We start from the raw sequence: 14,361 nt of genomic DNA, 5'->3' as shown, positions 1-14,361 counted from the left end.
AGACTCTCCCCTTGACCACAATCGTTTCTGTCCGCCGTAACGGCAAAGTCGTCATGGGCGGCGACGGCCAGGTATCCCTTGGCAACACCGTGATGAAAGGCAACGCCAAGAAGGTGCGCCGCCTGTACCACGGCCAGGTCATCGCGGGCTTCGCCGGCGCCACTGCCGACGCCTTCACCCTGTTCGAGCGCTTTGAAGGTCAGCTGGAAAAACACCAGGGTCACCTGGTACGCGCCGCCGTCGAGCTGGCCAAGGAATGGCGTACCGACCGCTCCCTGAGCCGCCTGGAAGCCATGCTGGCCGTGGCCAACAAGGATGCATCCCTGATCATCACCGGCAACGGTGACGTGGTCGAACCCGAAGATGGCCTGATCGCCATGGGTTCCGGCGGAGCCTATGCCCAGGCCGCAGCCCGTGCCCTGCTGAACAAGACCGACCTCTCGGCCCGCGAAATCGCCGAGACCGCCCTGAACATCGCCGGCGACATCTGCGTGTTCACCAACCACAACCTGACCATCGAGGAGCAGGACCTGGCCGACTGATTCAGCTGTTCTGGCGCCCCTTCCCGGTGAAGGGGCTTTTCCACGCTGACTCACCTGCCCAAGGACCGTATTGATCATGTCCATGACCCCCCGCGAGATCGTCCACGAACTCAACCGCCACATCATCGGCCAGGACGACGCCAAGCGCGCCGTGGCCATTGCCCTGCGCAACCGCTGGCGGCGCATGCAGCTCCCTGCCGAGCTGCGTGCCGAAGTCACCCCCAAGAACATCCTGATGATCGGCCCTACCGGCGTCGGCAAGACCGAAATCGCCCGCCGGCTGGCCAAACTGGCCAACGCGCCGTTCCTCAAGGTCGAAGCCACCAAGTTCACCGAAGTGGGCTACGTGGGCCGCGACGTCGAGTCGATCATCCGTGACCTGGCCGATGCCGCGTTGAAGATGCTGCGCGAGCAGGAAATCATTCGCGTGCGCCACCGCGCCGAAGACGCCGCCGAAGACCGCATCCTCGACGCCCTGCTGCCCCAGGCACGCGTCACCAGCTTCAGCGAAGAAGCCGCACAGACCAGCAGCGACTCCAACACCCGCCAGCTGTTCCGCAAGCGCCTGCGCGAAGGCCAGCTGGACGACAAGGAAATCGAGATTGAAGTGGCCGATGCCGTCGGTGTCGAAATTGCTGCGCCGCCCGGCATGGAAGAAATGACCAACCAGCTGCAGAGCCTGTTTGCCAACATGGGCAAAGGCAAGCGCAAAGCGCGCAAGCTGAAGGTGAAAGAAGCGCTGAAGATGGTTCGCGATGAAGAAGCGAGCCGCCTGGTCAACGAGGAAGAACTCAAGGCCAAGGCCCTGGAAGCGGTCGAACAGCACGGCATCGTGTTCATCGACGAAATCGACAAGGTCGCCAAGCGCGGCAACGTTGGCGGCGCCGATGTGTCCCGTGAAGGCGTGCAGCGCGACCTGCTGCCGCTGATCGAAGGCTGCACCGTCAACACCAAGCTGGGCATGGTCAAGACCGACCACATTCTGTTCATTGCCTCGGGTGCATTCCACCTGAGCAAGCCGAGCGACCTGGTGCCCGAGCTGCAAGGCCGCCTGCCGATTCGTGTCGAGCTGAAGGCACTGACCCCGGAAGACTTCGAGCGTATCCTGCAGGAGCCGCACGCGTCGCTGACCGAGCAGTACCAGGCATTGCTGAAGACCGAAGGCCTGAACATCGAGTTCCTCGCCGACGGCATCAAGCGCTTGGCCGAGATTGCCTACCAGGTCAACGAGAAGACCGAAAACATCGGTGCCCGCCGCCTGCACACCCTGCTCGAGCGCTTGCTCGAAGAAGTGTCGTTCAGTGCGGGCGACCTGGCCAGCACCCATGACGAAGCGCCGATTCAGATCGACGCGGCGTATGTGAACAGCCACCTGGGTGAGCTGGCACAGAACGAAGACCTGTCGCGTTACATCCTGTAAGACCGGTTTCGACAGTTTCGCGGGCAAGCCCGCTCCTGCACATGTCACCCCATCCCTTGGGCCTGTGGTGATCCGTGCAGGGGCGGGCTTGACCGCGAAGAGGCCCTTGAATCCCTCCCCCATAATCTGGAAGCTGTGCTTCATCAGCTCCCGAGAGATTCTGCCCATGGCCCGCCTGCCTACCGCCATCAACCTGCACAAAGCCTCCAAAACCCTCAGCCTCACCTACGCGCCCGGCGAGGTCTACCACCTGCCCGCCGAGTTCCTGCGCGTGCACTCTCCCTCCGCCGAGGTCCAGGGCCACGGCAACCCCATCCTGCAGTTCGGCAAGATCAACGTCGGCCTCAGTGGCCTGGAACCTGCCGGCCAATATGCACTGAAACTGACCTTCGACGACGGCCATGACAGCGGCTTGTTCACCTGGGAATACCTTGAGCAACTGTGCCTGCGCCAGGAACAACTGTGGGCGGAATACCTCGACGAGTTGCACAAGGCCGGCAAATCCCGCGACCCAGCCGAATCTGTGGTCAAGCTCATGCTCTAGCGCAAGGCCTGAGGGGTTTAGAGCGCATTTTCTAAATTCATCTGTTTGAATGACTTGCAGACAGCCCAGTGAAGGGCTGTCTTGCGCATTACACGAAAGTCGGGTAACCAATGGGTGTGGCAAGTTCCCTGCATCACTTTGCAGGTCGTCAGCACCCACGCAGCACCGCTGTTCCTTATCACTGGTCACCCGAGTAGCAGTACCGGGCTCAGGGCTGTGCACCCACCACAGCAACCGGTACTCGTCTCAGGACAACGGAGCGTCGTAGATGAGTAACAAGAACAACGATGAGCTGCAGCGGCAGGCCTCGGAAAACACCCTGGGGCTGAACCCGGTCATCGGCATCCGCCGCAAGGACCTGTTGAGCTCGGCACGCACCGTGCTGCGCCAGGCCGTGCGCCAACCGCTGCACAGCGCCAAGCATGTGGCTCACTTTGGCCTGGAGCTGAAGAACGTGTTGCTGGGCAAATCCAGCCTGGCCCCGGACAGCGACGACCGTCGCTTCAATGACCCGGCCTGGAGCAACAACCCGCTGTACCGCCGCTACCTGCAAACCTACCTGGCCTGGCGCAAGGAGCTGCAGGACTGGGTCAGCAGCAGCGACCTGTCCCCCCAGGACATCAGCCGCGGCCAGTTCGTCATCAACCTGATGACCGAGGCCATGGCGCCGACCAATACCCTGTCCAACCCGGCTGCGGTCAAACGCTTCTTCGAAACCGGCGGCAAGAGCCTGCTCGATGGCCTGTCCAACCTGGCCAAGGACATGGTCAATAACGGCGGCATGCCCAGCCAGGTGAACATGGATGCCTTCGAAGTGGGCAAGAACCTGGGCACCAGCGAAGGCGCGGTGGTGTACCGCAACGATGTGCTGGAACTGATCCAGTACAGCCCCATCACCGAACAGGTACATGCCCGCCCGCTGCTGGTGGTGCCACCGCAGATCAACAAGTTCTACGTATTCGACCTCAGCCCGGAAAAGAGCCTGGCGCGCTTCTGCCTGCGCTCGCAGCAGCAGACCTTCATCATCAGCTGGCGCAACCCGACCAAGGCCCAGCGCGAGTGGGGCCTGTCCACCTACATCGATGCGCTGAAAGAAGCCGTCGACGCGGTGCTGGCGATTACCGGCAGCAAAGACTTGAACATGCTCGGCGCCTGCTCCGGCGGCATCACCTGTACCGCTCTGGTCGGCCACTATGCCGCCATTGGCGAGAACAAGGTCAACGCCCTGACCCTGCTGGTCAGCGTGCTGGACACCACCATGGACAACCAGGTTGCATTGTTTGTCGACGAGCAGACCTTGGAGGCCGCCAAGCGCCACTCTTATCAGGCGGGCGTGCTGGAAGGCAGCGAAATGGCCAAGGTGTTCGCCTGGATGCGCCCCAACGACCTGATCTGGAATTACTGGGTTAACAACTACCTGCTCGGCAATGAGCCCCCCGTGTTCGACATCCTGTTCTGGAACAACGACACCACGCGCCTGCCGGCCGCCTTCCACGGCGACCTGATCGAAATGTTCAAGAGCAACCCGCTGACCCGCCCCGATGCCCTGGAAGTGTGCGGCACCGCGATCGACCTGAAAAAGGTCAAATGCGACATCTACAGCCTCGCCGGCACCAACGACCACATCACCCCATGGCCGTCATGCTACCGCTCGGCACATCTGTTCGGTGGCAAGATCGAATTCGTACTGTCCAACAGCGGGCATATCCAAAGCATCCTCAACCCGCCGGGCAACCCGAAGGCACGTTTCATGACCGGTGCCGACCGCCCGGGGGACCCGGTGGCCTGGCAGGAAAACGCCACCAAGCATGCAGACTCCTGGTGGTTGCACTGGCAAAGTTGGCTGGGCGAGCGTGCCGGCGCGCTGAAAAAGGCACCGACCCGCCTGGGCAACCGTGCCTACGCCGCCGGCGAAGCCTCCCCAGGCACCTACGTTCACGAGCGTTGAGTTACAGCGCCGTGGCGGCCTGCGGGGCGCCACGGTGTTTACTTCACCCAAGAGTCACGTGCATGCCGCAACCCTATATTTTCAGGACCGTCGAGCTGGACCACCAGTCCATCCGCACCGCTGTTCGCCCCGGCAAACCGCACCTGACGCCGTTGCTGATCTTCAACGGCATCGGCGCCAACCTCGAGCTGGTGTTCCCGTTCATCGATGCACTTGACCCGGACCTGGAAGTCATCGCCTTCGATGTGCCTGGGGTCGGCGGCTCGTCCACACCACGCCACCCGTATCGCTTCCCTGGGCTGGCCAAGCTGACCGCACGGATGCTCGACTACCTCGACTACGGCCAGGTCAACGTCATCGGCGTGTCCTGGGGCGGCGCCCTGGCCCAGCAGTTTGCTCACGATTACCCCGAGCGCTGCAAGAAACTGGTGCTGGCCGCCACCGCTGCCGGTGCGGTAATGGTGCCAGGCAAGCCCAAGGTGCTGTGGATGATGGCCAGCCCCCGGCGTTACGTGCAGCCGTCGCATGTCATCCGCATTGCACCGATGATCTATGGCGGCGGCTTCCGACGTGACCCCGACCTGGCCATGCATCATGCTGCCAAAGTGCGCTCCGGCGGCAAGCTGGGCTACTACTGGCAGCTGTTCGCAGGGCTCGGCTGGACCAGCATCCACTGGCTGCACAAGATCCAGCAGCCCACCCTGGTACTGGCCGGTGACGACGACCCGCTGATCCCGCTGATCAACATGCGCCTGCTGGCCTGGCGGATTCCCAATGCCCAGCTACACATTATCGACGACGGCCATCTGTTCCTGATCACCCGTGCCGAAGCCGTCGCCCCGATCATCATGAAGTTCCTGCAGGAAGAACGTCAGCGTGCGGTCATGCATCCCCGTCCGGCCTCGGGGGGGTGAAACAGCTGCGGCCTGACAGGGGAAATGGATCAGACGAGGGAGTGTTGCCATGAAAGACAAACCGGCCAAAGGATCGACAACGCTCCCCGCCACCCGCATGAACGTGCAGAACGCCATCCTCGGCCTGCGCGGCCGCGACCTGCTTTCCACGCTGCGCAACGTCGGCCGCCACGGTCTGCGCCACCCGCTGCATACCGCGCATCATCTGCTGGCGCTTGGCGGGCAGTTGGGGCGGGTGATGCTGGGGGACACGCCCTACCAGCCGAACCCGCGTGACGCACGCTTCAGTGACCCGACCTGGAGCCAGAACCCGTTCTACCGCCGTGGCCTGCAGGCCTACCTGGCCTGGCAGAAGCAGACACGCCAGTGGATCGATGAAAGCCACTTGAATGACGATGATCGAGCCCGCGCCCACTTCCTGTTCAACCTGATCAACGATGCGCTGGCGCCCAGCAACTCACTGCTCAATCCGCTGGCGGTCAAAGAGCTGTTCAACACCGGCGGCCAGAGCCTGGTGCGCGGCGTGGCCCACCTGCTCGACGACCTGCGTCACAACGATGGGCTGCCGCGTCAGGTGGACGAGCGCGCCTTCGAAGTAGGCGCCAACCTGGCGGCGACCCCTGGCGCAGTGGTATTTCGCAACGAGCTGCTGGAGCTGATCCAGTACTCGCCGATGAGCGAAAAGCAGCACGCACGCCCACTGCTGGTCGTGCCGCCTCAGATCAACAAGTTCTACATCTTCGACCTCAGCGCTACCAACAGCTTTGTCCAGTACATGCTCAAAAGCGGCTTGCAGGTGTTCATGGTCAGCTGGCGCAACCCCGACCCACGCCACCGTGAATGGGGCCTTTCCAGCTACGTGCAAGCCCTGGAGGAAGCGCTTAATGCCTGCCGCAGTATCAGCGGCAACCGCGACCCCAACCTGATGGGCGCCTGTGCCGGCGGCCTGACCATGGCTGCACTGCAAGGCCACCTGCAAGCCAAGCAGCAATTGCGCCGGGTACGCAGTGCCACCTACCTGGTCAGCTTGCTGGACAGCAAGTTCGAAAGCCCGGCCAGCCTGTTCGCCGATGAGCAAACCATCGAGGCGGCCAAGCGCCGCTCTTATCAGCGCGGCGTGCTGGACGGTGGCGAAGTGGCGCGGATCTTCGCCTGGATGCGGCCCAACGACCTGATCTGGAACTACTGGGTCAACAACTACCTGCTCGGCAAGACACCGCCGGCGTTCGACATCCTGTACTGGAATGCCGACAGCACGCGCCTGCCCGCCGCGCTGCATGGCGACCTGCTGGAGTTTTTCAAGCTCAACCCCTTGACCTACGCGTTCGGGCTGGAGGTGTGCGGTACCCCGATTGACCTGCAGCAGGTCAATATCGACAGCTTTACCGTGGCCGGCAGCAACGACCACATCACGCCATGGGACGCGGTGTACCGCTCGGCCTTGCTGCTGGGTGGCGAACGGCGCTTCGTGCTGGCCAACAGCGGGCATATCCAGAGCATCATCAACCCTCCAGGCAACCCCAAGGCCTACTACCTGGCCAACCCCAAGCTGAGCAGCGACCCACGCGCCTGGTTCCACGACGCCAAGCGCAGTGAAGGCAGCTGGTGGCCGTTGTGGCTGGAGTGGATCACCGCACGCTCCGGCCTGCTCAAGGCGCCGCGCACTGAACTGGGCAACGCCACTTACCCACCGCTAGGCCCCGCGCCAGGCACCTACGTGCTGACCCGATGAGCTGCTGACTGGATGAAAACCCGCGACCGTATCCTTGAATGCGCCCTGCAGTTGTTCAACCAGCAGGGCGAACCCAACGTATCCACCCTGGAAATTGCCAACGAACTCGGCATCAGCCCAGGCAACCTGTACTACCACTTCCATGGCAAGGAGCCCTTGGTACTGGGCTTGTTCGAGCGTTTTGAAGAAGCGTTGATGCCGTTGCTTGACCCGCCGCTGGAGGTGCGCCTGGACGCAGAGGACTACTGGCTGTTTCTGCACTTGATCGTCGAGCGCATGGCTCAGTACCGCTTCCTGTTCCAGGACCTGTCCAACCTGACCGGGCGCCTGCCCAAGCTCGCCCGAGGCATGCGCAGCCTGATCAATGCAGTCAAACGCACGCTGGCGGCGCTGTTGGCCAGCCTGAAGAGCCAAGGGCTGGTAGAGAGCGATACCCAGGCGCTGGGGCAACTGGTTGAGCAGATCACACTGACGCTGATGTTCTCGCTGGATTACCAGCGTGTGCTGGGGCGCGAGGGGGATGTGGGGATCGTGGTGTATCAGGTGATGATGCTGGTGGCGCCGCATTTGCAGGCCCAGGCCCGGGCGGCGGCGGAGCAGCTGGCAGTGAAGTACCTGGAGGGGTAGGCCTGCTGGAGATGTTGTGTTGCAGCCGACGCATTCGCGGGTAAACCCGCTCCTACAAGGTTTGGCGCATCTTGTGGGAGTGGGTTTACCCGCGAAGAAGGCGACGCGGTATCAGATCAGGGTACCGGTGCCGGTAGGTGCCGATGGCGTGCTGCTGGCCGGGGTAGCGGCAGGTGCCGGTGCAGTGGTCGCAGCAGGCGCAGCGCTGGCCGCTGGGGCCGCCGGCTTGGCGGCTGCCGGTTTGGCCGGCGCCTTCTTCACCGCAGGTTTCTTGGCCGCTGCCGGCTTCGCCGCAGGCTTGGCTGCAGGTTTTTCCGCTGCGGTTTTCGCTGCGGGTTTCGCTGCGGGTTTCGCTGCGGGTTTGGCCGCTGCGGTTTTAGCAGCAGGTTTGGCCGCCGCCGTTTTCGCCGCAGGTTTGGCTGCCGCTGCCTTGGCCAGTGGCTTGGCCGAAGCCTTGCTCGCAGCCGGCTTGGTTGCTGCAGTGCGCGACGAAATCGGCGTAACCGAAGCACCGGTCAGCTTCTCGATCTGCTTGGTCAGGCTGTCCACCTGCTGGTGCAGTGCCTTTATCTCGTTGCGGCTCGGTACACCAAGGCGCGAGATGGCACTGTTAAGGCGCTTGTCGAAGGCTTCTTCAAGTTCGCTCCACTTGCCCAGCGCACGGTCCTTCACGCCCGACACCCGCGAAGTGGTCGAGGACTTGGCAGTCTCGGCAACATCTTCAGCCGTCTTTTTCGCCTGCTTCTCGGCCTTCTCGCCATCCTTCACCAGCGAGTCGAACAGCTTCGGGCCGTCCTGGTCGATCTTCGAATAGATGCCCAGCCCCGCCAGCCAGATCTTGCGGGAGTATTTCTCGATCCCGCCGACCCAGGAGCTGCTTTCTTTTTCGGTGTTCTTCTTGCCAGCCATCCTGCTCTCCTTATGGTTTGTGCGCGACGCGCTCAAGCAGCTCATGCAACTGTTCAAGCTTGATCGACAACGCCTCAACGTCATGTTTAGACGGAATACCCAGGCGATTCAAGGCGCGACCGACCCGTGCGTCGAAAGCTTTTTCGATCTTGTCGAGTTGAATTTCTACCTTGCCGCGTACGCGGTTCACTTCTTCACCGACTTCGTCAAGCTGGTGGTTGGCGGCATCGAGCTCTTTGTCGATGCGCTTCTTGCCGCGCGTCTCGACACCTTCACCCGCCCTGACCAGCTCTTTGAAGTAGTCAGAGCCTTCCTGACCGACGCGGGCGTAGGCGCCGATACCGGCCAGCCAGATCTTGCGCGCATAGCCGCGCACCTCGCCAAGCGTGCCCAGGGCTTCGTCTTTTTTCTTCACAATCACTTTGGCCATGCTGTGTACCTCATGCTCATGAGTGGTGGAAAACCGCCCATGGAGGCTGGGCTTGAGCATAAGGTAGGGAAGAAAATTAGAAACCTCACCCTAAGGTCTTCGTTGTCACATCTATATACCGCAAGCCCCTTTGACCATAGCGCTAGCGTCGCAGGCTTCACCTCACGGACATCGACGCTATGACTGCTGCAGCAATCCCACCCAGGCTGACGTTCAAGCAACGCGTGGCAGCCTGTTTCTCCAAACGACCCAGCCTGCGGGACGTTTTATCAAAAGAAGCATTCCAGATTTTCAGCGACCGGTATCCATGGGTGCACCGTAACCACCCTCACATCACATCGCTCGATCCTTTCGTCATCCTGCATGCACCGGCCAGCACCGATGACCTCTCACGTCAGAGCGGGCTGGTGGACGAGCTTCTGAGGCATTTTCTGGCCAAGGAACGTGTGCAACTGGGCGCCGCAGACAGGCTGAGCATCAGCCCTCCCCATGTGTTTCAAATTCAGGAGCAAGACCAGGACAACCTTCGCCAGCCCGAAATCATGCCGGACCTGACAAAGCTCAACGATGACTTCGATACAGTGCTTGGCGCGTTGATACCCGCCTTCCAGCAAGCCCAGATCGGCTTCTGGAACGGGCTCGACGAAGACAGCCAAGTCTCGCGCATGCTCTGGCTGGAGCACACCATCAAGGCTGCCTTGCTCGAGAACCTCCCTCGTCAAGGCCTTGAAGATGATGCAAAAGCTGCAATGTACGCCCTGCTCGACGGGGTACACGACAGCCTGACTGTCGAGGCGATACAAGTCACGCTCGGAACGGATGGCGGGGCACACACCGTTACCCTACCGGATCTGTTGCTCATCACCACAAGCGGCACCCGCAGCCTGGTTCTGCAATGCAAGCCCTGCGGTTCGGTTCATCTCCATGTCGACCTGCCCAGCTTTGCCACCGCGCTGCAACGGCAGCTAGCGCAACGTTATCGCTTCGAAACGTTGTCCTGGGCACACACGCCAGTAATCGGACGCCCTTTCGCCTTCCAGGTCAGGCAACTGCTGAACGATATCCTGGACGACATCGGCCGCCTGCGTATTGGCGGCCTGGCAACCGTCGACGAAATGGAGCGACAACTGCGCCAGGTGAGCGACCCGTCAGCTTACTTCTTCGACCTGCCTTCGCAGGAACGAACTGCACCCGCCGTCAGTCCGCCGCGATGGCTGCTCAATGCCAGCGCTGAGGACCGCTACGCCTATCACACTGCACTGCTCGATCTGGCGGCGAACCAAGGCCGGTCGAAGGGCCGCACATCGCTGGGCGATGTCGAGGATATCCGTGATTACGCCGCTCGCCGCTTGCGTGAGACCCTGCAGACCAGCTACCCAGACAAGGCGGTGCACGACCCGAACAAGGTGCACATCCGCATTTCCCAGGCCATCATCGGCGCCGCTACACAAGGGCAGTCACTGTTCTTGCGCACGGAGCCCCTGACCGACCTGGCGATCTCACGCCTGCGGCTGGAGGCTGGTGAGGTGATGAGCGGGATGAATTTCGAGGACGGCTCGCCTGTGACCGACTGGCTAAGCATCGACCAGATCAGGGGCCTGATTCATCAGGTCGACATCGGCGGTCACTACCCCTCCTACCTGAAGGACCAAGTCAACACCCAACCGCGCAGGGCCGAGCGAATCCGGCAGCATGCCAGGGAATGGCGCGACGCCCTTCGGTTCAGCACCCTGAAGGCCAAGATCGAGCGACAACTTGGTGAAACGGCGAGCCAGGCAATGCTCAGCTTCTGCCAGGGCATGGACAATGGCGCGGACCTTCTGCGCATCGCCCCCCTGGCGTTCCTTTGCGCGCCTGGCGCTTCAGCAAGCGATGTGGCGCACGGGATGTTCATTATCGAAATACCGGCAAGCGGCAGCTGGGTCTTGTACCGCCCCTTCTATGCCGACAGGGCGCTGCAGGAATTTCCGACCCTCGAATTGCTGATGGACGCAATCCGCAGCAGGGGCGAACTGCAAGAGAGCGTACTGGCCTGGCTCGAGGATGACGCGCGTCCGACTTACCAGAACGACGGGTTCAAGCACCCGCACCTGCACCCGAACATGACCAAGCTGACGCACCTGCTCAATGTGCCGGTCGAGCTGCTGGACCGCCTTTTGCAACGCCTCAGACGCCCGGTCCAGGCCTCGTTCCAGGCCTGGACGGATGATCTGGACACCCACCTGTTCAACGCGCGTATCGAGACCATGTTATTGGCCTCAGCCAGCAACAGCGTCTCCAATGCCCAGGAAGTGCGGGCTTTGGTGAAGGAGGCTGTGTGGGCGATCTTCAATACCGTCACCCAACTTTGGCATGGCCCGATGACCACCCTGGTGTGGCTGGTGGTGGCGCTGTCGGCAGCCAAGGAAGACGTCGAGGCGCTGATCAAGCGCAGCGGTGACGACAAGATCGTCGCAGCCATAGACCTGGTCACCAACCTGGCCTTGCTCCTTGCCCACCGCCCCGCAACGCCACCTGCCAACAGCGAAGAGCCCGCCAGGCTACGTTTTTCAGGCCCTGCGCCGAAGGAAGAGACCCCGCCCCCAGCGCTCGAGCAGCCACAGGAGAAACCCTGGCAGCCCCCCGTCGAGGCGCCGCAGCCCACGCTCGTGCGTGTAGATGGCTGGCATGACGGGCAGCGCCTGAGCAACCTGTCGGTACAGGAGCGCCAGTCACTGGCCCAACTGCAAGCCTCGCAGCCACTCGAAGGGCACACGCCACTGACAAGGGGCCGTTTGCGTGGGTTGTACAATATTGCTGGTCGTTACTACGCCAAGCTGGGCGATGGCACCTATGAGGTCATCGAGACGTGGAACGGCATGCAGATCATCGGCCCCGAGCCGAGCAGCAGCGAGTGGGTGTCCCAATGGAATGGCGCCCCGGACGGTTACCACATCGTTGGTCGTGAACGGCAAAAAGGACCATGGCTTACGCGCTGGCATGGCCAATGGTCTTTGAACCTGAACCTCTATGGCGGCATGCCAAGGAACAGGCAATCCATCAACGCCGAAAACCGCCAGCGGTTCGATACATTGAGCGCAACCGCCACGGCGAATCAACACGCGCTGAATCAGGTGGGGCTACTCATGGAGCGCAGCAGAGTGCAACTGGAGGCTTATGACGAACTCGCGCTGCAGTACAGCCGGGCTATCGATGTATTGCCTGACCAGGAGCGCACGTCACTGCCGCCAGCATTGCAGCTTCAAAAGCAGGCACTGAAAGCCCAACGCTTACGCCAATTGCCTGAAATCAGGGCGTCCGCGCTCTACCTGGAGCGACAGAGCACGCTGTTGCATGGGAACATCGAAGTGTTCAAGGAAATGGCCGAACCACGGTTCAGCAAATGCGACAATCGCCCCCAGAGCCGACGTCAATATGGTAATTGGTACGGTGCTGCCATCGAAAACGACATGCTGCTGTGCCGCCGCTTGCTAGAGCAGGTCGACCACCAGGCATTGAGCGCACAGGCCGCAATGCTGCGCCGCTTTCCCGAAACTGCCGAAGATATTCAGCAGTACCTCGATTATCGCGAACGGGTACACGATTCCTGCCAGGCCAGCCGCCGCCTGCTTGCCGCCAGCCAGCGACTGGACCGGACGCTGGCGGAGGCCCTCGATGACCCCAAGATCGACTTTGCCAATAAAGCCACGAAGCTCGCCCAGACCAATCGGAGCAGGACTTATTCGACACTGGTGATTCGGGCACAACTGCTCAGTGACCTGGCTTACCTCGTCGTCGACAAGACGCGGCTTTCTGCGGACATGGCCGAGCACCTGCTTGCAATGCGTGCGCCGCTCAGCAACCTCGAGTTGAGCCGCACGGTATGGAGCCACGACGGGCTGGCAGCTACCGAAGAGTCACCCCAGGTCAAGGCCGAACTGCTTGACGATATCCTTCAGAAATACCGTACCGTGCTGGACCGCGCCCAATACATGAAGACACTGGACTCGCCTGCACTGGTCACTGACGTGCTGGACGAATACATACGCGAAGTGTCAACGATGACCCAGGTCACGGAGCAGCAACTGAGCGCGATCTTGGCCAACGTCGACAGCGGCATCAGCCCACCTCCGCCTTCCCCCGGCCATCGCCCCACGACCATCAGGCGGCGCGTCATCCGTATTGACCGAGGTCGACCGCTGCTGGTGGAAATCGACCAGGTGGGCAACCGGGCAATTCAGCGTAATGCGTTCAACCATGAGCCGGCAGGCAGTTTCGCGCAACGCGACGGGGTGTGGCATGCCGTGGCTGAGCAAGCACGGCCCGCCCAACGTGACCGGGCCCAGGTGCGCCAACGAGCAAACCGCCTGCTGGCAGAGGTGGATGGGAAAATCGCGTTCGCCGCTCACTATGCCGATGAGCCCAACAGCCTGAGCGATTTTCTGGAATGGCCGGCCGGTGACATGCGCGAAGTGCAACAGCAGCTGAGCGAGCTGAACAACCCACTGGATAACGGCCTGATCGACCTCCTGCGTGCAGCGGTAGACCGCGTCCACCACGAAAGGCTTCGGTTACTCACCGACGCCTATCTGAACACCCGCCATCCCGACGGCAAGGCGCTGCGCTTCCTGGCCGAGCAGGATCGGATACGGATCAGGCAGACCGTGATTCGCCGCCAGCTACGTCACGCCCATGATTACCTCGATGTCTACGAGGTGCGCGATGTGCAAGCGCCTCGCAGGGTACTGTGGGAGGCGCACTTTCATTATCCCAGCCTGGACGCGAGCGCCCGCGACTTCGTCAAGGGCCACCTCAAGTTCTGGGATGCAGGTGTAAGAGGCCGCAAGGCCATGCTCGAGCAGGCCGCAGACGCACGCGAGCGCATCGCGATTTACCGCGGCGATCTGCGCCTGGAGCAGGTGATTGGCATCATTCCTTTCCCGGCGGACGCGCCGCAGTAGCCAGACAGCGGCGCCGGCTCAGGCCAGGGCCTTGTCCAGCGCCCGCTCGATCTCGCCTTTGATGGTGCCGCTCATCATCGACAGCATCATGCCCAGCTTCAATTCGACGCGGATGCTGTCGTCGCCAATGTGCACACTGCCATTGGCGCCACTGCGCGCAACGTCCACACGGTCACCGTTCCAGGTGGCCTTGAGGTCGTACTCGCGGCTGAGCTTGTCGACCAGCGCTTCGGCCTTGGCGCGGGCGGCATCACGGCCGAGGGAGTGTTTGCGTTCGACGCTGATCTGGGTCATGCGGGCGTTCCTGAAGATGTAGACATAATGAGCATTATGCCCGCCCCTGCCCACTGGCACA

Annotated in this window: 11 protein-coding genes; 8 read left to right on the top strand and 3 right to left on the bottom strand. The window is 61.9% G+C overall.

Going from position 1 to position 14,361, the window contains the following annotated elements; translation table 11 throughout:
• Positions 1–11 precede the first annotated feature (11 nt).
• The 7 genes from hslV (at position 12) to ACK59Z_RS20140 (ending at position 7,727) form a co-directional block, all read left to right on the top strand.
• Positions 12–542, top strand: coding sequence for an ATP-dependent protease subunit HslV (gene hslV, locus ACK59Z_RS20170; protein ID WP_003249309.1), 531 nt, complete (start codon positions 12–14; stop codon positions 540–542).
• A gap of 76 nt (positions 543–618) precedes the next feature.
• Positions 619–1,962: an ATP-dependent protease ATPase subunit HslU gene (gene hslU, locus ACK59Z_RS20165; RefSeq protein ID WP_003249308.1), complete on the top strand. Its 1,344-nt coding sequence runs from the start codon at positions 619–621 to the stop codon at positions 1,960–1,962.
• Positions 1,963–2,128: 166 nt separating this feature from the next.
• Complete coding sequence (locus ACK59Z_RS20160) at positions 2,129–2,506, top strand: gamma-butyrobetaine hydroxylase-like domain-containing protein (protein ID WP_003249306.1); 378 nt, start codon at positions 2,129–2,131, stop codon at positions 2,504–2,506.
• A 268-nt stretch (positions 2,507–2,774) separates the two neighbouring features.
• Complete coding sequence (gene phaC / locus ACK59Z_RS20155; RefSeq protein WP_060538104.1) at positions 2,775–4,454, top strand: class II poly(R)-hydroxyalkanoic acid synthase; 1,680 nt, start codon at positions 2,775–2,777, stop codon at positions 4,452–4,454.
• 62 nt (positions 4,455–4,516) lie between these two features.
• Positions 4,517–5,368: a poly(3-hydroxyalkanoate) depolymerase gene (phaZ, locus tag ACK59Z_RS20150; RefSeq protein ID WP_003249302.1), complete on the top strand. Its 852-nt coding sequence runs from the start codon at positions 4,517–4,519 to the stop codon at positions 5,366–5,368.
• Between the two features lie 49 nt (positions 5,369–5,417).
• Positions 5,418–7,100, top strand: a complete 1,683-nt coding sequence (phaC, locus tag ACK59Z_RS20145) for a class II poly(R)-hydroxyalkanoic acid synthase (RefSeq protein WP_409293601.1) — start codon at positions 5,418–5,420, stop codon at positions 7,098–7,100.
• Between the two features lie 12 nt (positions 7,101–7,112).
• Entirely contained in the window at positions 7,113–7,727 is a 615-nt protein-coding gene (locus ACK59Z_RS20140) for a TetR/AcrR family transcriptional regulator (RefSeq protein WP_108190501.1), read from the top strand.
• Between the two features lie 111 nt (positions 7,728–7,838).
• Here ACK59Z_RS20140 and ACK59Z_RS20135 read toward each other — a convergent pair whose 3' ends face one another.
• Together ACK59Z_RS20135 and ACK59Z_RS20130 are read right to left on the bottom strand one after the other, a co-directional pair.
• Complete coding sequence (locus tag ACK59Z_RS20135) at positions 7,839–8,636, bottom strand: phasin family protein (RefSeq protein ID WP_108190500.1); 798 nt, start codon at positions 8,634–8,636, stop codon at positions 7,839–7,841.
• Positions 8,637–8,646: 10 nt separating this feature from the next.
• Positions 8,647–9,066, bottom strand: coding sequence for a phasin family protein (locus tag ACK59Z_RS20130; protein WP_003249293.1), 420 nt, complete (start codon positions 9,064–9,066; stop codon positions 8,647–8,649).
• 179 nt (positions 9,067–9,245) lie between these two features.
• On the opposite strand from ACK59Z_RS20130, the gene ACK59Z_RS20125 reads away from it, so the two are divergent.
• Positions 9,246–14,006, top strand: a complete 4,761-nt coding sequence (locus tag ACK59Z_RS20125) for a hypothetical protein (protein ID WP_409293600.1) — start codon at positions 9,246–9,248, stop codon at positions 14,004–14,006.
• Between the two features lie 18 nt (positions 14,007–14,024).
• Here the strand turns inward: ACK59Z_RS20125 and ACK59Z_RS20120 are convergent, their stop codons facing one another.
• A complete protein-coding gene (locus ACK59Z_RS20120) occupies positions 14,025–14,300 on the bottom strand; it encodes a polyhydroxyalkanoic acid system family protein (protein WP_003249289.1) in 276 nt (91 codons plus the stop codon).
• Positions 14,301–14,361: the final 61 nt, after the last annotated feature.

Source organism: Pseudomonas sp. KCJK9058, assembly GCF_046230975.1.
In the GTDB taxonomy this organism is placed as follows: domain Bacteria; phylum Pseudomonadota; class Gammaproteobacteria; order Pseudomonadales; family Pseudomonadaceae; genus Aquipseudomonas; species Aquipseudomonas alloputida.
Note: the sequence above shows the minus strand (reverse complement) of the source record. Positions and strands in the feature narration are given on the sequence as shown.